Here is a 20,871-nt window from a genome sequence, read left to right on the forward strand (position 1 = left end):
TTCGATCTTACTGCCTTAAAAAATAGCATTTGGAACAAATCTAAGACGACTTATTGCTTTGCATGTCGTTTATATCAAGTTTTAGCGCTGCCAAATTCTTGGCTACTTTGCCTACATCACCAGCACCTTGAGTTAAAATCAAATCTCCGTCTTGCATTAAATTCGCTAATACCGACGGTAATGCGTTCTGGTTTGCAACAAAAACAGGGTCTATTTTCCCTCTTGAACGAATCGTCCTACACAAGGCTCGGCTATCTGCGCCGTTAATTGGTTTCTCACCGGCCGAATAAACATCAAGCATGATTAGAAGATCCACATTTTCTAAAACATTTGCAAAGTCGTCATATAGATCTCGGGTACGGCTATAGCGATGTGGTTGGAAAATCATAACCAATCGTTTATCTGTCCAGCCGGCTCGTGCCGCTTGAATCGTAACGTCGACTTCACTCGGATGATGACCATAATCATCAACAAGCATTACATTACCGTTGCCTGTGTTGAATTCACCTAAGTGTTCGAATCGACGACCCGTTCCTTCCGTATCAACCATCGCATTCATGATAGCTTCATCAGAAATATCATCTTCTGTTGCGACGGCAATCGCAGCTGACGCATTTAACGCGTTGTGTCTACCCGGCATATTCAGCGTTATATGCAAAGGCGCTTTTCCCTCGCGTTTTACCGTAAACTTGCCTTGTTGACCTTCTTGGGAATAATTCTCTATACGGACATCAGCATCTTCAGAGAAACCATAGGTAATCACTTGACGGCTGATCTGTGGAATAAGTTCGCGTACAACGGGATCATCAATACAAACAATCGCTTGTCCATAAAAGGGAAGATTGTGTAAAAAATCGATAAAGGTCTGTTTGAGGACCTCAAAGTCGCCGCCATATGTGTCCATATGGTCAGCTTCTATATTGGTCACAATACTGACCATTGGTTGCAGATAAAGAAAGGAAGCATCGCTTTCATCCGCTTCTGCAATCAATATTCGGCTTGAACCAAGACGAGCGTTAGTACCGGCACTTTTCACCAAACCACCGTTAACAAAAGTAGGGTCCATTCCTGCTTCAAAATAAATCTGAGTAACCAACGCGGTTGTGGTTGTTTTTCCATGTGTACCCGCAACGGCAATACCATGTCGAAAGCGCATAAGTTCGGCAAGCATTTCCGCTCGCTGAACCACTGGTATACGCTTTTGTTTCGCCGCTACCAGTTCTGGATTGTTTTTTGTAATTGCCGTAGAAACAACGACAACACTCGCTTTCGCAATATTCGATTCGGAATGACCAAAGAAAATTTCTGCACCTTTGTTACTTAATCGTTCAGTCACTTGATTGGCAGCTAAGTCAGAACCAGTAATTTGATAGCCTTCGTTAAGAAGAACTTCAGCAATACCACTCATTCCAGCGCCCCCGATGCCAACAAAGTGAATACATTTCACTCTGCGCATTTCAGGGACAACGGCTCTAATTTTTGATAGGTCTTGAGTATGGTCTAAGGTCATTAAATCTTTCTCATTATTCAGTTAAGGCGACTATTGCCTTTGCAACGGTTTTATCTGCATTGAGCTTGGCAGCTCGTCTTGCATTTGTTGCCATTGTTAACAAATCATTTCTGTCCAGCATTGATATAACCTCTGTTAAGTTACCAACGCTTAAGTCAGGTTGTTCTATCATTTTTGCCGCACCACACTCGACTAGGTGGTCGGCATTCAAAGCTTGTTGTCGATCTTTATGCATAAAAGGGATGAAAATAGCACCAACGCCTGCAGCAGATACCTCTGAGACCGTCAACGCCCCTGATCGACAAACGACAATGTCAGCCCATGCGTAAACAGCAGCAACATCATCGATAAACTCGGTCACCTCCGCTTGCGTGACGCCCATGTCTCGATAAGCTAACTGGACCTTCTCTTTATTGTTTTTACCTACTTGGTGGCAAATTGTATAGTCATTACCAAGCTTTTTCATTACTTCGGGTAATGTCGTGTTGAGAATTTGAGCACCTTGACTGCCACCCATAACTAAGATTCTTAATGGTCCTGAACGTGCAGAAAACCGCTCTTCAGGGCTTTCTAATTCAGTGACGTCTTCTCTTACTGGATTTCCCACTACTTCAGCGTGGCTAAATGCGCCCGGAAAGGCTTGAAATACTTTTTTGGCAATCTTGGATAGCCATTGATTTGTTAATCCGGCAACGGCATTCTGTTCATGCAGGACGACTGGGATGCCAGAAAGCCATGCAGCGATACCACCTGGCCCACTAACGTAACCACCCATACCTAACACGACATCAGGTTGCCATTTCTTAATATGACGTCTGGCTTGCATGATAGCGTTCACGATCTGAAACGGCGCTTTGAGTAGCTTACTAACCCCTTGTCCGCGCAGACCTTTTACTTTAATAAAATCAATTTCAATACCATGTTGAGGCACCAAATCGGCCTCCATGCGATCAGCTGTACCTAACCAACGGATTTCCCAACCTTGTTGCTGCAACTGTTTTGCAACCGCTAGCCCAGGAAAAACATGGCCGCCAGTACCACCTGCCATAACAAGTAGTCGTTTACTATTCTTCTTCATTATTAATCTGTTCTTTATTTTGAGTGTCTAGCGCCGAGAGGCGACATTCGTGATCGATACGCAATAATATAGATACCGCGATAGACATAATAATTAGACTCGAACCACCGTAGCTAATCAGTGGCAACGTTAATCCTTTAGTTGGAACAATTCCCGCTGACGCACCCACATTAACCATCGATTGAAACGCAAACCACACACCAATTCCAAAAGCAAGGTAGCCGCCAAATTGTTCATTCGCTTCTAGAGCTTTTTTACCGATCAAAATGGCCTTAACCACTAAAGCGAAGATCAATATAAGAATGATAGTAACACCAACAAACCCTAACTCTTCGGCTATAACTGCAAAAACAAAGTCGGTATGAGCTTCAGGAAGGTACTCCAACTTTTGAACAGAATTACCTAGACCTTGTCCAAACCAATTACCACGTCCAAAGGCCATTAATGATTGAGTTAGTTGATAACCACTGCCAAATGGGTCATCCCACGGGTCCCAAAAAGAGGTGACTCGGCGCATTCGATAGGGCTCTATAAAAATAAGCAGTGCGACACCACCAATTCCGACCATCATTAATGCAATAAATTGCCATAACTTCGCTCCTGCTATAAATAACATTGCGAACAAAGTAACTAGCATAACAACGACAGTACCGAGATCCGGCTGTCCTAAAAGCAATACGGCTAGCACACCAAAAATGATGAGCGGTTTCATGAATCCGCTAAAAAAGGTGCGTCTTATCTCATCACCTTTTCGAACAAAATACCCAGCCATAAATATAAATAAAGAGAGTTTTGCTACCTCAGCTGGCTGTAAATTAAATATGCCAAGAGAAATCCATCTCGACGCGCCATTCACCGACTTTCCAGCTATTAATACGATAACCAATAGTACAATTGAGGCGGAAAGCAACAGCGTGCTATACCTAAGCCATTTTTCTAAAGGGATCTGCAATACCACAGCGGAAACCGACAGCGCTAAGCAGAGAAAAACACCATGGCGGAACATAAAATGAAAAGGCTGCTCGGTCAAACGCGTGCTAATTGGAAATGACGCAGAGGTCACCATCACCAGTCCCACAAGCATTAAGCAAAGAGAAATCCAGACCAATTGACGATCAAATAAAACCTCAGGAGCGTTAGAGCGTCCTAAGTTTCTTATTTTCTCTTTAATAAACCTTAATCTCGACACCAATCACTCTTCCTAAGCGTATTGTTTAGCTAATTGGGTAAACGCATCCCCTCTAGCCATAAAGTTTTTATACTGATCCTGACTTGCGCAAGCTGGAGAGAGCATCACCATATCACCACTCTCTAATTTCGGCACAATCGCCTCAATAATCTCATCGATACTATTCCAACGAGTAGCCGATGAATGTAACACCATCAGTTGATCGCCATCTTGACCAAAACAGTAGAGTTTCACGTTCAACTTGGCTAATTCTGGAGCAAGCTCTGAAAAGTCAGCTCCCTTTCCAATGCCACCGACTAAAAGGTGAAGCGTCCCTTGAATATCTAACCCTGAAAGCGCCGCTAATGTGCTGGCAACGTTTGTTGCTTTAGAATCATTAACCCACTGAATATTTCGATTATCCATCACTACTTGGCATCTATGTGTCAAACCATTGTAAGACTTAAGTGCTGGTAACACTTTTTTATATTCAATACCGGCACATTCTAACAGAGCAAGTACGGTCAATACGTTCACCACGTTGTGTTTACCAACCAAAGACAGTTCATTCACAGGCATAATGGCAACTGAGCCGTTAGACAACCAATCAACGTCATCAATAGACAGGATAGAAAATCCCCCAGATTCTAATCCAAAACTAATCAGATTTTGCTCTGGAGCAAGATGGTCAGGATACGTTTGGCTATCACCTTCATTCACCACCAAATTCTTGGCATGACCGAATATTCTTAATTTTGCATCTCTGTACGAGGTCATTCCGTCATAGCGATCCATATGATCCTCAGACAGATTAAGAAATGCAGCAGCAACAAGATCTAAATTAGAAGTGGTTTCTAACTGAAAGCTCGATAATTCAAGAATATATACATCACATGGTTCATTAAGTAACTCTAAAGCTGGAACACCAATATTACCACCAACGCCGACCTTCATACCCGAAGCTTGTACAAGCACACCCGCCAGATCCGTTACTGTACTTTTTCCATTTGAACCTGTAATAGCAATAACTGGGGCTTCAACAGACCAAGCAAACAGTTCAATATCTCCAACGACTGGTATGCCTTTATTAATCACTTGCTGTATTTCAGCTGTCGCCAACGCGATCCCAGGATTAACAACCACTAGGTCCGCAGCAAGCAACCAATCAATATTCCAACTTGCCGTATGCAGTTCAATATTGTTGATCAATTTATCTTTGCCTGGAGGGTTTATTCTTGTATCTATTACTTTAATATTTAGAGCTTTATTCAGTTTCAAAAGGTGCTTAACGACAGAGAGCCCGGTAATACCGAGCCCTACAACAACGACGTTTTTAATTCCGTTCCAACGATCCATTTCTTATCGAACCTTCAGTGTGGCCAAACCGACTAAAACTAAAACAATGGATATAATCCAAAAACGAACAATAACACGAGGCTCAGGCCAGCCTTTAAGTTCATAATGATGGTGTATTGGTGCCATTCTAAAGACCCTTTGACCACGTAATTTGTAGGAGCCAACTTGCAAAATAACAGACAAAGTTTCCATTACAAAAACGCCACCCATGATGACAAGAATGAATTCTTGGCGAACCAGCACAGCAATAGTACCTAACGCACCACCTAATGCTAATGAACCAACATCCCCCATAAATACTTGTGCTGGATAGGTATTAAACCAGAGGAAACCTAAACCAGCACCAACCATCGCTGTGCAGACTATGACTAACTCACTGGCTAATGGAATATGAGGTATATGTAAGTATTGAGAAAAATTAACATTACCTGTAGCCCAAGCGATGGCGGCAAATCCACCAGACACCAACACCGTAGGCATAATTGCCAAGCCATCTAGACCATCAGTAAGGTTCACCGCATTACTGGTGCCAACGATCACAAAATAGGTCAAAACAATATAAAGCAGGCCCAATTGAGGCATAACATCTTTAAAAAATGGAACCACAAGCTGGGTTGCAGACGTATCTTTGCCGTGCGCGTAAAGTGCAAAAGCGACAACCAAAGCAATGGCAGATTGCCAAAAATACTTCCATCTCGCGATTAAACCTGCCGGGTCTTTCCTTACTACCTTGCGGTAATCGTCGACAAACCCTACCGCGCCATAACCTAAAAGTACTGATATCACAGCCCAAACATAGATATTGGAGAGATCGGCCCATAAAAGAACGGTGATGATAATGGAGGCCAAAATCATTATGCCGCCCATCGTTGGTGTACCACGTTTGCTGAAATGAGATTCAGGCCCATCATTTCTAACTATTTGCCCTATCTGTAACAGCTGTAACCGCGCTATCAACCTAGGTCCCATCCACAAAGAGAGACTAAGGGCGGTGATTACACTTAAGATTGATCTAAACGATAGATATTCAAATAGTCGAAAGAACGAGAAATATGGCTGTAGTAATTCCGCAAGCCAGATGATCATTTATGCTTCTCCTTTAAAGCTTCAGCCACAACACTCATATGCGCGCCGTTTGCTCCTTTTATCAACACAGTATGAACGTGCTTCGGTGGTTTTTGCAAATGCTGCCACATATAATCAAACAACTCACTGTGTGTAGAAAAATGTAGGCCTTGGCAAATATCGCTAATCACTTTTGCTTCATCACCAAAGGTCAGCACATTCTCAAAATTAAATTGAGCTGCATATTCTCCGAGTTGACGATGAAATTCAAGACTTTCTTGACCTAATTCAGCCATATAACCGAGAACAAGCCAACGAGTGCCCGTATATGAAGAAAGCAGCTTAACGGCGGCGCTCATCGCAGGAACACTCGCATTATAGCTATCATCAATTAACCTAACTTCATCACTTAGTTGGATGATTTCTACGCGGCCTTTCACGTTCACTACCGTCGCCAAACCCTTGGCTGCATCTGTAAGTGAAGAACCCAACCCCATCGCTAACGCAGTTGCGGCTAAAGCGTTGGGTACATTATGTTCACCAACAACCGAAAGCTGAACGTCAATCTCCCCCGCTGGAGTATGCATTGTAAAACTCGCATACCCTTGGCTGTTTAGTTGACAATTTTTTGCATAATAATTTGCCGAGATATTTGACATAGAAAAAGAGATAATGCGCTTATTTGAGAGCACCTGTTCCCATAGCTCCTCACCCTGGCTATCTAAATTAACGATGGCGATATCACCAGAAGAAAGACCGTGATATATCTCGCCCTTCGCCTCCTTAACACCATCTATAGAACCAAAGCCTTCTAAATGCGCTGCAGCTACATTATTGACTAGTGCAACACTTGGCCTAACCAGATCGGTGGTATAAGCAATTTCACCAAGATGATTAGCGCCTAATTCAATAACTGCATAGTCAAAATCTGGCTGAGAGCGTAATAATGTCAATGGGACACCGATGTCGTTATTAAAGTTCCCAGCGGTAGCTAGAACCTTACCTTTTAAACTTAAGATGGAAGAAACCATTTCCTTAACGGTCGTTTTTCCGCAGCTTCCTGTAATCGCAACGGTTTTTATGTCGCATTTTTTATGAACCCAAGAAGCCAATCTACCTAACGCCAAGCGGGTATCTCGAACCACTATTTGAGGCAGTTCTACAGGTAGTTTCCTTTCCACTAAAAGCGCGCTGGCTCCGCTCTCCTTTGCTTTCTGACAAAAATCATGTGCATCAAAGTTTTCACCCACTAACGCAATAAATAACGATCCTGGATGAATGGTTCTAGTATCCGTAGATACCGAATTTATGAGCGTATCTCCCCCTATTATTTCTGTATTTAGGGCTTCAGCAATGGCACTTAATGAGGTAGCAATCATTGGTTTATTCCTAATATTTTCAAAGCAGATTCACGATCAGAATAGTGTATGGTTTCATTCTCGAGCACTTGATAATCTTCATGCCCTTTACCAGCTAAAAGAATGATGTCGTTACTATTGGCGTTGTCACTTGCCAAAAGTAACGCCTGATATCGATCATGCTCTGTCTGAACAAGGCGAGGAGTATTTAGCCCAGCAAGCATGTCTTTGAATATACTTTTAGGATCTTCACTACGTGGGTTATCGTCAGTTAAAATCACATGATCTGCCAAACGTTCCGCTATTTCAGCCATCATAGGTCGCTTGCCAGTATCTCTTTCTCCACCACAACCAAAAATAACCCAAAGTTTGCCTAAACAGTGCACTCGAAGTGCCATCAATGCCTTCTCTAAGGCATCTGGAGTATGTGCATAGTCAACGACTATTTTGGCTCTATTTTCAGCTTGAAAAAGCTCCATCCTTCCAATGACGGGTTGTAGGCTTTTAGCGCAATCTAATAACGCTTGCTTGTCAAAACCTAACGACAGTAATGTGGCTAAACTGAGTAATACATTAGAAGCGTTGAATTCACCTATCAATGGTACGGTAAACTCACCGCAACCCCAGCTACCGTCAATAGATAACCGGATCCCAGAGTCAGAATACTCAACACTTCTCGCCCATAAAGAAAGCGTATGAGGTGGCTGGTTTTCTATAGAAACAGCAACGGATTGCGGAAGTTGAGTCAGCCAATGAGCGCCAACTTCGTCGTCAGCATTAATGATTGCTTTGTTACAATGGTGCTGTGTGAAAAGCGCCAGTTTAGCCTCTGCGTATGCTTCCATCGTCCCATGGTAATCAAGGTGGTCCCTGCTTAGATTGGTAAATACACCAGCTGAAAAAGGCAAGGCCTTTACTCGACCTTGAACCAATCCATGGGAGGAAACTTCAAGTGCTGCATAATCGGCACCTAAATCGGAAAGCTGCGCTAATGTTCTATTGATATCAATCGCACTGCCTGTCGTGTTTGCGGATACTTGCAGGTTTTCAAGAAAACCATTACCTGTCGTACCCATCACTACCGCACGTTTTTCTACCAATTCGATCCACTGGGCAATAAGCTGAGTAATGGTTGTTTTTCCATTCGTCCCAGTCACAGCAATCAGTTTTGAATGACACGAATAAATCCGACTAGACAATTCAGATAAATGAAGATTAAGTTGTTCAATGTAGATAACTGGGCAACCGTTATGATACTCCACCGTACCATGAACATGCTCTTGGCAGGCCTGAGCGATCACAGCATTAGCGCCTTTTCTGACCGCTTTATCAATAAACGCTCGACCGTCGATTGCATGCCCTTGGATCGCAACAAAGGTATCACCTTCGCGGACTTTACGGCTATCTAACTCCAAATTGACGACTTCTATTTCTTGTAGAATGTCATCCCTATCATCTAACACTTTACTCGCTGACTCTTTATTCTCTTTCTCGTGACTATCGAACCAAGGAGATAAAAGCGACAGTAAACTTTGCTTGTTAAGCATAAAGTTTATCCTTCAATATTTAGTCTAAATTTTACAACGAAACCCTACCGCTTATTTGGCATCCGGAGCCACGTTTAGAATTTGCAGCGTTGACCTCATTACATCCGAGAACACTGGTCCTGCAACAGTACCGCCATAGTATTGGTCACCCTGAGGTTCATTAACGACAACAACCATGGCAACTCTGGGATTACTGACAGGGGCGACACCCGCAACGATTGCCACATACTCATCACTGTAACCACCAGCAATTGCTTTTCTAGAGGTACCTGTTTTTGCCGCAATCCGGTAACCTGACACGGCCGCTCGAGTAGCGGTGCCACCTTGTTGTGTCACGCCTTCGAGCATGTCTAATACCCGCTTCGAATGCTCTTCACTTATCACACGCTGAGAGTGTTCAAATTTATTGTCGTTAACGATATGAAGCGCTCGGTACAGGCCATGGCTACCAAGCGTAGCATAGGCATGAGCTAGTTGAATGGGCGTAACGGCAATGCCGTAGCCGAATGCTAATGTGGCGATTTCAAATTTCGACCAACGGCGGCGATCAGGAAAAAGCCCCTCGGTTTCACCGATAAGATCGACACCACTAACCGATCCAAAACCGACAGAGCTGTACATTCCTAATAGGGCATCTAATGGCATATCTAACGCCAGTTTTGCGACACCTATATTACTTGATTTTTTCAGTATAGTCGCAAGGTTTGCTTTACCAACTTTAGAGCTATCCCTAACACGACTGCCACCAATCTGCATAAGGCCGTTACCGGTATCAACAACCGTTTCATAGTTTGCGGTGCCGTTTTCTAGCGCAGCCAAAACGACAAATGGCTTCATGGTGGAACCCGGTTCCATAGAATCCGTAATGGTTCGATTTCGCATCTTAAAGCTTTGCAACTGCTCTTTATTGTTGGGATTATAGGATGGTGCGTTCACCATCGCCAAGACCCCACCAGTATCAACATCTAAAATAATAATTGAACCTGATGTAGCACGGTAATCTGCAACCGCTTGTTTGATCGCTTGATAAGATATAGCTTGAAGGCGTTGGTCTATGGTTAACTGTATTGGTTTTCCTTGTTTTCGCTCATTGAGAGCAATATTTTCAACCACCCTACCGTGTCTGTCTTTTCGTATCGTTTTCTTACCCGCCTCACCCGTCAAGTATGAGTCGTAACTACGTTCAACACCTTCTAAGCCATGGTCATCAATACCAGTAACACCAATAACGTGAGCACTCACTTCACCAGTGGGATAATAACGACGAGATTCTTTGTTTAAGCCAACTCCTGTCAACTTAAGTTCACTTATATAATTTGCCATCGCTGAGCTTACTTGCCGTTGCAAATAAATAAAGCGTCTTTTCTTATTACTCTCTATTTTTTTCAGTAACACGTCGCGTTTTATCCCAAGCACATCAGCTAAGGCATACCATCGATTTAGTTCATCAAAGCCACCCGCTTTAAAAATGGCGACAGGATCGGCCCAAACAGCTTGTACCGGCACACTTACCGCTAGCTGTTCACCATTTTTATCGGATATGATGCCTCGGGCTGAGGGAATGGATTTAACACGGACTGAACGTAAGTCACCTTGTCTAATCAGATCATCTGGCTTAATCACTTGAATATAGGCAACTCGCGCGACAAGAGCAGAAAACACGATAAACACAAAAGCGATAACGATATAAAAACGCCAAGGTATCAGAAGTACTTCTTCTTTTTTTTCTATGCGTTTATTTATGGGCTTTTTATTAGCAGAACTTTTCGCTCGCTTTACCACCTTTTTTGTATTCATTTGGAAGAAATCACCACTTCTTTATCCGCATCAGGACGTTTCATTTCTAGATCTTCAACCGCCATTTTTTGAACCCGACTATGTTCCGCAAGTGCATTTTCTTCCAATATTAAATTTCGCCATTCATTATCGAGGCGTTCCCGCTCTTCGTAAGCCTGATCTTTCTCAGTTATAGAGCGTCGAGTTTCATGAGTATTGAATACCACCCCCATGGCAGTGATAAATATCGCCACTAGCAAAATAAAGGGTACGACTCCAATCCTGAATATATCGAATACAATAAGCTTGGCAAGATTAGGCTTGTTCTCCATTATAATTTCTCTGCAATCCTTAGCATTGAACTACGAGAACGGTTATTTATTTCTACTTCTTGAGTCGATGGTTTAATCGCCTTGCTGACCGTTTTAAGTGCGGCACTGCCCAATTTTTTTATTTGGTCTTCAGTCAGTGGTATCCCGTGAGGAACTTCAGGTCCTCGACTCTCTTTTCTCATAAAGCGTTTAACCATTCGATCTTCTAGAGAATGAAAACTGATAACAGAAAGTCTTCCCTCTGGAGCCAAAATGCTCAGTGCGCCTTTAAGTGCGGTATCAATTTCTTCAAGCTCACTATTGATATAGATTCTAATTGCTTGAAAGCTTCGTGTTGCAGGATGTTTCTTTTTCTCTCTCGACGGAGAGGCATCTGAAATAAGTTTAGCCAAATGGCTAGTACGACTTAACGGTTCTTTTTCATCATCTTCACGATGCGCAATAATGGCGCGGGCAATGCGCTTTGCAAATCTCTCTTCACCAAACTCTTTTAAAACCCAAGATATATCATCGACATCAGCTTGCATTAACCACTGAGACGCAGGAATACCTGTCGTCGGATCCATTCTCATATCTAGTGGACCATCTTTCATAAAGCTGAAGCCACGCTCAGCGTCATCTAACTGTGGTGAAGAGACACCAAGATCAAGCAAAACACCATCGACCTTACCAGCAAGGCCGAAATCTTCAGCATAATCGGCCATTTTAGAAAAAGGCCCATGAATGATAGTAAAGCGCGGATCATCTATTTTATTCGCTTCCGCTATAGCCGTTGGATCTCGGTCAATACTAAAAAGACGGCCGTTTTCACCGAGTTTCGACAAAATAGTACGGCTATGCCCTCCACGACCAAATGTACCATCGATATATACGCCGTCTGGTTTAATCGCTAAACCATCGATAGATTCATTAAGCAATACAGAAATATGTTGGAATGGTTCGGTCATGGCAGGTGCTCGTTTCCTTGGGGCTTCAGTTTGAAGTGTTAACGTTATAGTGTACCGAATTGCTCTGTTCTAGCCAGTAACAATACGTTTATTAAGGTAAATTTTCTGCAATAAATCACTATATATGGGTAACTCACTATTGAGTTGTGAGTCTAACGGTGCAAAACAGACTTTTCAGAACGGTTTTTACCTTTATATCTAATGTCTGCTAGTAGTATAGCTAACGAAAGAAAGGCCAGAGTATAACAACGATCTCCTTTGTCCCGCAAACAGATACGGTCACGAGCCTAATTCCTCTAATACATATTAATACCTGAGTATTAGAAGTTGTGAGGAGCGATGTAAGTTTGTTTATATTGAGCTCAGAGGTTAGAATTAGAGCTCTGCCGAGGAGATATTTTTTGAGTTCAAAATACACGTTTTATGCATGGGACAAATCCCTTGAATCTGCCGATGAAAAATTGGTGTTATTGAAATTGGCGGATATGGCTAATAATGAAGGTATGGTCTCGTTTGAACTAAATGACATTGCCCAAGAATGTCTTTCCAACGAATTTAAGTTAGCCAACACCCTTACTTCAATCGCCAATCAAGGTTTCCTAGAAAAGACCCAAGTAGAGAGAAGAATGGGCCGTGAGGTTCATTGGTTTAAATTACTGCTTTCAGATAATTCAACGACCGTTCAATTACCTGTTTATACTCCGACGGATATGGTTCAAAACGCCCCCGCAACAATTAAACCGATGGAGCAATCTAGCGCGCCTAGTTGGACTGGTCGATTTTTTGGCCTTTACAATATTCCAATAGCAAGTCGTGACCTTATTTGGCAGAAATTTGCTCGAGAAAACAACACTCAAACCACAAACTTAATTAGACTGGAACGTGACTTTGAAGGCTGGCTTGATCAGGCTAAACAAGCCGGCGATTTAAAAACGTTTGTTGGAGATGTTAAACCTATCCAAAAACGAAGCAAAGTAGCGAAACCGAAACATAGCGGTAGTAATTACCTATCTACACATGATCTAGATGAATATGATATTCCAGAATGGGCACAACAAACGCTGATGCATGCAGGTCTTCAGATTGATCCTAAGCTTTTTTGGGAAAAATTTGTGGTTTACTATAAGTCTAGAGCCAATGAATATATCTCCATTACCCAATTATTAAATAAGCTACGATACTGGATAGTGAACGAAAAACAGTCGGTTGAAAATCGCAAGCAATCAGAAGAACGACGCCAACTTACCTATCAAAATAATAATCAGCGGAAAAACTTAAGTCCCTCAGAAGAATTTAGAGAGTACCTAAGAGCACAAGGTAAGAAACCAAATTTTTAGCCATCAATTATTGGTACCACGACACCAAGTTAGCTGCTAAGGCTAGTTAACCCGAGCCAGTTTACGGACGAGAATATGAACAAATCAAAAAAACCTGAAAATATGGATTTTTCCTCGATGGAAAAAAAGCTGCGTGAACTCGGTATTGATAATGGTATCAGTCATCTTAGCAAAGCTAAAAATACCGCCATTTCGTCTGATTCAGGCAAGCAACATCAGGTCACCACATCTAAAAAAGCACCGGGTAAAGCTCGTCAAGTACCAAGTCAACTCGCGATTCAAGACGAAAGCGACAGAGTACCCAGCGATTGGTGCAACTACATATTTGGTACACTCCTTAGTATTTATGAGTCGACATGGATAAAATCGTATGGAGGACGCCCCACTGGCCGCTTTCTTGATTTCGCTGATAGTCTCAGTGAAGAAGAGTTAATGCGCATTATTCAGCACTGTCGCGAACGCCTTCAAGGAGGTGAAACTTGGCCACCTATTATGGGTGAATTAACCATATTAAAAGGCCAATTAACCGTTTCAGAGCTCATGGACGCTCAGATGAGAGTCATCAATAAAGAACCTCAAAGTCAGATAGAAAAATGGATAATTCAGAACAAAGGCTTCGAATTGCGTCGACTATCACAAACCCAGCTAGCGAAACGATTTAAAGAATTCTACCTAGAGGCAATGAAGCTTCAGGAAAAAGGTAAGCTTAGAACCGAGATGCCTAAAGCTCTTGCCGCTAATTCGGTTAGAAACCTTAACGATGAGAAACAAGAAGAATATCGACAAGAGCATGGCAACCAAATCAATCCCCGAATCCAGGCAATATTGGATAGTAAAAAGTCACAGGAAAAGTAATACCATTCGTAAAAAAAGACCTCGCAAAATACCGCGAGGTAATGACTATTCGTCTATTTCCGAGCTCTCCCACGAGCTCAACCAACCTACTGGCTCCTATCACAACCTCTTTACGCTATTTTCTAGATGAACCTAACCTGAATAAACTGTTCAACAATCGTTAACGAATAGGGGTGTACCTTTGTTTCCATAGTCATTAATTAATACCTATGGAGTTAACAATGAGCTCAATCAGCATCGTCGTCATTACACTTAATGAAGAAAAACGAATTGGTCATTTATTAGAAGACCTTGGCAAGCAATGTCATCAAGATTTCGAAGTTATTTTGGTCGACTCAAACAGTGATGATACAACCAGAGAAATCGCCAGTTCATACGAAGAAAGCCTACCCGACCTTACCATCCACAAGATGGAAACCAGAGGTGTGAGCCTTGGTAGGAATACTGGTGCATCAATAGCGAAGCACAATCGATTGCTTTTTTTGGACGCAGACGTAAGGCTACCACCCGATTTTTTAAGCCGCACATTGTATCAGCTAGAAACCAAAAAATTGGAGGTAGCAGGATTCTATATGGGTGCCAAGAACCTACCAATGATATATAAACTAGGCTACTACTGCTTTAATTTTGGTTTATTCATCACGCAGTTTTTTTTCCCGACAGCGGTAGGGGCATGCCTTTTCGCGACAAAACGCGTACATCAAGAGATCGGAGGGTTTGATGAGCAAATTACACTCTGTGAGGATTGTGAGTACGTAAAAAAAGCTAGCCAAACATGGCGTTATCGCCTTCTACCTTTAACCTTTCATTTTGACCCCCGTAGACTGGATCAAGATGGTGCTTTCAAAACGGGCTTAACCTATTTGAAAGCCAACCTACGTCGCTTTTTCTTTGGCGAAATGCGTAATAATGAAATGGAATACAAATTCGGCCATTACAAAGAAAGTGTATAACGTCAGGACAGTACAATGCTTGAAGGAACAACCCTGTTTATTGGCGCATTACTCGATGCGGTAATTGGACCCAATTTACTTGTGCCCGGTGAGCCTTTCATGTTGGCAGCGGGCTATCAACTTCATCAAGGAATTTGGTCAGGCGTGATCGCTGTTTTACTCGGAGGCTTTATTGGCGACCAGATTAGTTTTTTTATTGGTCATCAAGTAGGTGCGCCCGTTCAAAAAAAACTAATACGATGCGTTCCTAAGACTCGTCGTGCTTTTGCCCGCTGTCGACGCTTGATGTATAAAAAAGGGAATGTCATATTGGCATTTGCTCGCTTGCTTGGACCTATCGCTTGGGTCGTACCATTTATGGCTGGGAGCAACAGAATAACTTGGCCACGTTTTACATTATTTTCAATGATTGGTTTATTGTTGGGTGTTGGACAATTTGTCCTTTGGGGTTACCTTGCAGCGTATGGGTTAGAGAAGTTATCTATACTACAAGACGTACAAATATTTATTGCTGAACATAAATACAGCATACTCGCATTAATGTTGTTCATTGGTACTCTATACTTCGGTTATAAAAGAAAATGGCGATATTTGGCTATCAAGTCATTTTCCATTTTTTCCGCAGCATTACTGTTTACAAATTACAGTCACTTTTTTTGGTTATCGGATGATTTAAATCAATCAAAAAAAGTCATTGGCCCATCAGAAAAAATTGAATTAATCAAGTTTGACTACAAAGCTTATCCAGGGAAATCTTCATACTTTAATGCTCAAGCCATCAATATGGTCTACATAGGGTCCTCCCCAAAACCAATGATGCTATCGTTGGGTTGGATAGAAAACAAAACTTTCTCACGAAATGAAATCGAATGGACGGATTACCTCGAACTGCTTAAAGCCCAAACGCCACCTGTATCAGACCTGTTTTGGCAAGGTTCACCACAACTCATGGCTTTTCAGTTACCTGGTGATTTAATGAAGCGCAACCATATTCGATGGTGGTTTGCTGGCATCGAAAGTAAAACGAATCGAACCATATGGGTTGGAGCGGCTAGCTATGACAACGGATTAAAAATCACGCCTTACTCTGGAATCATCACGGTGTTACATAAAATAGAACCGAATGTTGATCAGGAGCGCGACGCCATTGCAATGCGAATACGTCAAGTCTCGGAGCGATGGGGTGCGGATTATATCAAGCCAATAGCGGCAACGGTTCTTGACGAACAACATGATTACTATTCGGATGGCCGAGTCGTGATTATTACAGACAAGTTTTCAAATACTAATTCGTGATTTTTTGAATGATTAAATTAGACAACATGAGAAAGTAGGTATCAATTGGGATTGTTTCACAAAGACCTCGCATTAACTGCGAGGCCTCGTGAATACAAATGGTTGGAGTCGACCTGTAAGCCGGGTTCTGTATCCGCTTGCGCGGTGATAGCCATTCGTCTAGGCCAGCAATCACTCACTGGCTCAAGCAACCTACCCGCTCCCTAACACGAGCCGCGCTATGTGGAAGCCTATTTGGTCTTGCTCCGGGTGGAGTTTACCTTGCTACGAACTGTTGCCAGACGCACGGTGCGCTCTTACCGCACCCTTTCACCCTTACCTGTGCTCGTCTCTTCTTTCGAAAAGAAAAGCCATCGGCGGTTTTCTCTCTGCTGCACTTGTCGTGGGCTTGCGCCCCCCAGGCGTTACCTGGCACCCTGCTCTATGGAGCCCGGACTTTCCTCCCCTTCGTCAGTCTCCACAGGATAAACCGTAGGACATCAACGAAGCGGCGACTACCCAGTCAACTCCGGCGCGGATTGTAGCGGAAGCCACTAGAGATGTCGAGCTTATAGCACAGCAAATTCTTAATCGAGTGAATTTTAGAATCCAAATTATGAACTGAAATTCTCTAAACCCCATTTGTACAGTATATTTTTCTTCAATCCATGGGTCTCAGCCACGATAGCTGCGGCCTTCTTCAAAGGCAGTTCAGCCACGAGTAATGTCAACAATCGCAATGCTTCCGCAGGAATTTCATCTTTAACATCTTCTCGATAACCATGGATAAGCAGAACCATCTCACCTCTCTTACGATTATCATCTTCTTCGATCCACGGTATAAGATCCCCTAAAGGCATTCCCTGAATTGTTTCAAAGGTTTTCGTCAGTTCACGGGCCAATACCACTATGCGTTTTGGTCCTAATACCGTAAGCATATCTTGGAGGGAATCCATTATACGGTGAGGTGATTCATAAAAAATGCAGGTTCGCTCAGCCCGCTCTATTTCCCTGAACTTGTCTTGACGACCTTTACTTTTTGCGGGAAGAAATCCTTCAAAACTGAATCTATCAGAAGGCAAACCTGATGCACTTAACGCCGTCACAAAAGCACAAGCCCCTGGTAGAGGAACAACTTTTACACCAGCTTGACGACATTTATTGACTAAATGATACCCTGGGTCACTTATTAGAGGTGTACCCGCGTCAGAAACAAGCGCAATTGACTGTCCTTGCAATAATCTATCAACTAATACTTGCGCTTTTTGTTGTTCGTTATGATCATGTAGGGCATAGGTCTTCGTTGGGATGTTAAAATGGGAAAGTAACCTGCCTGTATGTCGAGTATCTTCCACGGCAATAACATCCACACGGGACAAGACCTCAATAGCACGCTGAGTTATATCTCCCAAATTTCCAATTGGGGTGGGTACAATGTAGAGAGTTGGGATCTCTGACGGGAAAGTTTTGTTATCTGTCATTTGTTTACCATCACTTCAGCGATTAATATAGAGATAATTTTACACATAGTTGAATAATAACTTATGGCTAGAAAGAACCAGCAACGAATCAGTGTACCACGCCTTGTAACTCCAATTGCACTAGCAATTGTCCTTGCAGCGTGTTCTTCTCAACCAAACGCACCGGAAAAGATTGATATTACCTTAGATCCTACGCTGTCGGCTCAAGCTTATATCGTCAAGGCGGACTCTATCCAAGGCAGCATTCAAAACGACTGGCTAATTATGGCATTGAAAGCAGCGTTAGCAGAAGGGAACACAGAACAAGCCGGCTTCTTAATAACTAGACTTGAAAAACAGCAGTTATCCGAAGTACAACAGGCTGAGTGGCAACTTGCTAGAGCCAACCACTTTATATTAATGAACCAACCAGACGAAGCGTTACAGCAGCTTAACTTCACTCAATGGTGGTCACTCCCTCAAGAGCAGTGGAAAGATTACCACGCTACACGCGCTCAATTGTTTTCCCAACTTCAAGACTATATTAATGCCAGTCGCGAAACTATCCTACTTGGCAAGTATGTAGAACCAGCAGAACAAGCTGCGATTTCCGAGCAAGTATGGCGAAATCTTTCTCAATACTCTCAGTTTGAAATCAGTAGGCTGTCTGCACAGGAAGACGAACAAGACTTAGCAGCATGGTTACAGCTCACCGTTTATATGAAAACACTCGACACAGATGTTGGTCAGCTTAAAAATGCGCTAGAGACTTGGATGCTTGAAAATCCAGATCATTCAGCCGCTCTTTATATACCAACGGATGTTCAAATCATACTTGATCTTGAAATCATTCAACCTAAAAGCACGGCTTTATTGTTACCTTTATCTGGCAAATATGAAAAACAAGCTAAGTTAGTACGCGACGGCTTTTTGATGGCACTAATGAATGATTCAAATAGAGCAGACGATGCTATTCTTACGGTCATTGATACAAATAAAGTAACAAACGAAGCGTTAGCTCAAACTTTGGACAATAAGAATATTGATTTCATCGTTGGCCCTCTGATGAAGAAAAAAATAGAAGAAGTGACAGAAACCCAAGCTCTTCGTGAACAAAAAACCCCTATGCTGGCCCTGAATATTCCTGATGAGTTAGATACGACGTTAAACACTTGCTACTTAACATTGTCTCCCGAACAAGAAGTAGAGCAAGCAGCAAAGCATCTCTTTGCTCAAGGCTTTCAATACCCGTTGATCTTGGCACCTAAAGGCACTTTAGGGACTCGCGTAGCAACCGCGTTTCAAAATGAATGGAAGAAATACAGCAACAACCTAGCCGTAGTAAGCTACTTTGGCACTAAAGCTCAATTGCAAAAAAACATAAATTCCGTTTTTGGTATTAATGCAAGTCAAAGCCGAATCGTGCAAATGGAAAACTTAACAGGCATGGAGTTGGAACATCAAGCGAGAAGTCGAAGAGACATCGATTCTGTGTATATTGTCGCAAATAGTTCGGAACTTACCCTCATCAAACCATTTATTGAGGTTGCGATTAACCCAGAAGCCAAGCCTCCTAAGCTATTTGCAAATTCTAGAAGCAATAACCATGGAAAGCGACAGTTCGAAGACCTATCCGGTGTTATCTTCAGTGATATTCCTATGCTGATAGAGAATAATACGACACTAATATCACAAATTGATGAACTGTGGCCAAATCAAAGCAACGGTCAAAAGCGTTTACAGGCACTAGGAATGGACGCTTATAAACTGATCAATGAATTGCCTCAAATGAAGGTAGTACAAGATCACAAAGTACAAGGTAAAACAGGTACACTAAGCATAGATGAACAATGCGTCGTACAACGAGAGATCAGTTGGGCGGAGCATGACGCTCTTTAATAAAAGAGAGATCGGGAACAAGTATGAGGCCTTGGCGAATCAATACTTGAGTCGCCAAGGCTTAAATTTAATAGAACATAATTTCACCACCAAATTTGGCGAAATTGACCTAATAATGCGAGACAAAGACACAATCGTCTTTGTTGAGGTGAAATACCGGAAACATAACAAATTTGGCGACGCTGCTGAGTTCGTCAACCACTCTAAGCGCCTTAAACTCATTAAGACTGCTTACGTGTGGTTAAGTCGCCAAAATCGCTCATCTCATTCAACTAGTTTTAGATTTGATGTTGTTGCTATTCATCAAGATGGAACAGACATTAATTGGATAAAGAACGCTATAACGCAGGATTAACATAACCATGCAAGAAAGTATCAAAGCAAGTTTTACCGAGAGTATTCAGATCCAAATCGCCGCTGCTGAGGCGTTACCAGATGCGATCACTCATGCCGCGCAGGCCATGGTTACTAGCCTACTCAACGGCAATAAAATACTTTGTTGCGGTAATGGCGGTTCTGCAGCCAATGCCCAGCAATTCGTTTCCTGCATGGTCAATCGCTTTGAAACAGAAAGACCAAGCTTACCTGCAATGGCTCTTACCGCAGATAATACGACCTTAACGGCTGTCGCAAATGATTATGACTACCAACAAATTTTTTCCAATCAAGTTAGAGCCTTTGGACAAGCTGGTGACTTATTGTTGGCTATATCCACCAGCGGTAACAGTCAAAATATAGTTAAAGCGATGGAAGCAGCAGTCACACGCGATATGACGATCATTGCGCTGACAGGAAAGGATGGTGGCGAAATGGCAGGTTTACTTGGTGAGCATGATGTGGAAATTCGCATTCCCTCACATAGAACTGCACGTATTCATGAAGTACATATGGTGACACTCCACTGCCTGTGTGATTTGATTGACCAAGTACTTTTCCCTGCTCACGAGGAATAACA

Annotated in this window: 18 protein-coding genes and 1 other RNA gene; 7 read left to right on the plus strand and 12 right to left on the minus strand. The window is 42.6% G+C overall.

Annotated features, from left to right (window positions below):
- Positions 1-40 precede the first annotated feature (40 nt).
- Genes murC through rsmH form a run of 10 tightly spaced genes read right to left on the minus strand, consistent with a single transcriptional unit; the run spans position 41 to position 12,137 of the window.
- On the minus strand, positions 41-1,510 hold the full coding sequence (gene murC, locus AACW90_RS06615) for a UDP-N-acetylmuramate--L-alanine ligase (RefSeq protein ID WP_390232487.1): 1,470 nt from the start codon (positions 1,508-1,510) through the stop codon (positions 41-43).
- 13 nt (positions 1,511-1,523) lie between these two features.
- On the minus strand, positions 1,524-2,588 hold the full coding sequence (gene murG, locus AACW90_RS06620) for an undecaprenyldiphospho-muramoylpentapeptide beta-N-acetylglucosaminyltransferase (protein WP_390232490.1): 1,065 nt from the start codon (positions 2,586-2,588) through the stop codon (positions 1,524-1,526).
- Entirely contained in the window at positions 2,575-3,777 is a 1,203-nt protein-coding gene (gene ftsW / locus AACW90_RS06625) for a cell division protein FtsW (RefSeq protein WP_390232493.1), read from the minus strand. The genes murG and ftsW overlap by 14 nt, the downstream gene beginning before the upstream one ends.
- A gap of 12 nt (positions 3,778-3,789) precedes the next feature.
- On the minus strand, positions 3,790-5,112 hold the full coding sequence (gene murD / locus AACW90_RS06630; protein WP_390232496.1) for a UDP-N-acetylmuramoyl-L-alanine--D-glutamate ligase: 1,323 nt from the start codon (positions 5,110-5,112) through the stop codon (positions 3,790-3,792).
- 3 nt (positions 5,113-5,115) lie between these two features.
- A complete protein-coding gene (gene mraY / locus AACW90_RS06635; RefSeq protein WP_195704302.1) occupies positions 5,116-6,198 on the minus strand; it encodes a phospho-N-acetylmuramoyl-pentapeptide-transferase in 1,083 nt (360 codons plus the stop codon).
- Positions 6,195-7,556 (minus strand): UDP-N-acetylmuramoyl-tripeptide--D-alanyl-D-alanine ligase, encoded by a 1,362-nt coding sequence (locus tag AACW90_RS06640; RefSeq protein WP_390232501.1) that lies wholly within the window; start codon positions 7,554-7,556, stop codon positions 6,195-6,197. The genes mraY and AACW90_RS06640 overlap by 4 nt, the downstream gene beginning before the upstream one ends.
- Complete coding sequence (gene murE, locus AACW90_RS06645; protein ID WP_390232504.1) at positions 7,553-9,082, minus strand: UDP-N-acetylmuramoyl-L-alanyl-D-glutamate--2,6-diaminopimelate ligase; 1,530 nt, start codon at positions 9,080-9,082, stop codon at positions 7,553-7,555. Before murE ends, AACW90_RS06640 begins: the two co-directional genes overlap by 4 nt.
- 51 nt (positions 9,083-9,133) lie before the next feature.
- Positions 9,134-10,825, minus strand: coding sequence for a penicillin-binding transpeptidase domain-containing protein (locus tag AACW90_RS06650; RefSeq protein WP_390232890.1), 1,692 nt, complete (start codon positions 10,823-10,825; stop codon positions 9,134-9,136).
- Between the two features lie 50 nt (positions 10,826-10,875).
- Complete coding sequence (gene ftsL / locus AACW90_RS06655) at positions 10,876-11,190, minus strand: cell division protein FtsL (protein ID WP_229638064.1); 315 nt, start codon at positions 11,188-11,190, stop codon at positions 10,876-10,878.
- Positions 11,190-12,137 carry a 16S rRNA (cytosine(1402)-N(4))-methyltransferase RsmH gene (gene rsmH / locus AACW90_RS06660; protein WP_390232508.1) on the minus strand — a complete coding sequence of 316 codons (948 nt, stop codon included), beginning with the start codon at positions 12,135-12,137 and terminating at the stop codon, positions 11,190-11,192. Before rsmH ends, ftsL begins: the two co-directional genes overlap by 1 nt.
- Before the next feature lie 401 nt (positions 12,138-12,538).
- On the opposite strand from rsmH, the gene AACW90_RS06665 reads away from it, so the two are divergent.
- The 4 genes from AACW90_RS06665 (at position 12,539) to AACW90_RS06680 (ending at position 16,578) form a co-directional block, all read left to right on the plus strand.
- Complete coding sequence (locus tag AACW90_RS06665) at positions 12,539-13,474, plus strand: hypothetical protein (protein WP_390232511.1); 936 nt, start codon at positions 12,539-12,541, stop codon at positions 13,472-13,474.
- Positions 13,475-13,549: 75 nt separating this feature from the next.
- Positions 13,550-14,329, plus strand: coding sequence for a hypothetical protein (locus AACW90_RS06670; protein WP_390232514.1), 780 nt, complete (start codon positions 13,550-13,552; stop codon positions 14,327-14,329).
- A 221-nt stretch (positions 14,330-14,550) separates the two neighbouring features.
- Complete coding sequence (locus AACW90_RS06675; RefSeq protein ID WP_390232517.1) at positions 14,551-15,282, plus strand: glycosyltransferase; 732 nt, start codon at positions 14,551-14,553, stop codon at positions 15,280-15,282.
- Between the two features lie 15 nt (positions 15,283-15,297).
- Positions 15,298-16,578 carry an LssY C-terminal domain-containing protein gene (locus AACW90_RS06680; RefSeq protein WP_390232520.1) on the plus strand — a complete coding sequence of 427 codons (1,281 nt, stop codon included), beginning with the start codon at positions 15,298-15,300 and terminating at the stop codon, positions 16,576-16,578.
- A gap of 100 nt (positions 16,579-16,678) precedes the next feature.
- Here the strand turns inward: AACW90_RS06680 and rnpB are convergent.
- Positions 16,679-17,088: RNase P RNA component class A (gene rnpB, locus AACW90_RS06685), an RNA gene on the minus strand.
- An 83-nt stretch (positions 17,089-17,171) separates the two neighbouring features.
- Positions 17,172-18,038 (minus strand): 16S rRNA (cytidine(1402)-2'-O)-methyltransferase, encoded by an 867-nt coding sequence (gene rsmI, locus AACW90_RS06690; protein ID WP_390232524.1) that lies wholly within the window; start codon positions 18,036-18,038, stop codon positions 17,172-17,174.
- Between the two features lie 63 nt (positions 18,039-18,101).
- Between rsmI and AACW90_RS06695 the strand changes: the two genes are divergently transcribed.
- From AACW90_RS06695 to AACW90_RS06705, 3 genes are read left to right on the plus strand one after another with little or no spacing between them, the layout of a single operon-like run.
- Entirely contained in the window at positions 18,102-19,916 is a 1,815-nt protein-coding gene (locus AACW90_RS06695) for a penicillin-binding protein activator (RefSeq protein ID WP_390232528.1), read from the plus strand.
- The gene (locus tag AACW90_RS06700; RefSeq protein WP_390232531.1) at positions 19,903-20,271 is read left to right on the plus strand and encodes a YraN family protein; all 369 of its coding nucleotides are present in this window, start codon (positions 19,903-19,905) and stop codon (positions 20,269-20,271) included. The genes AACW90_RS06695 and AACW90_RS06700 overlap by 14 nt, the downstream gene beginning before the upstream one ends.
- 7 nt (positions 20,272-20,278) lie before the next feature.
- Entirely contained in the window at positions 20,279-20,869 is a 591-nt protein-coding gene (locus AACW90_RS06705; RefSeq protein ID WP_195704314.1) for a phosphoheptose isomerase, read from the plus strand.
- Positions 20,870-20,871 lie beyond the last annotated feature (2 nt).

It is taken from the genome of Vibrio frigidus, assembly GCF_042465995.1.
Lineage (GTDB): Bacteria > Pseudomonadota > Gammaproteobacteria > Enterobacterales > Vibrionaceae > Vibrio.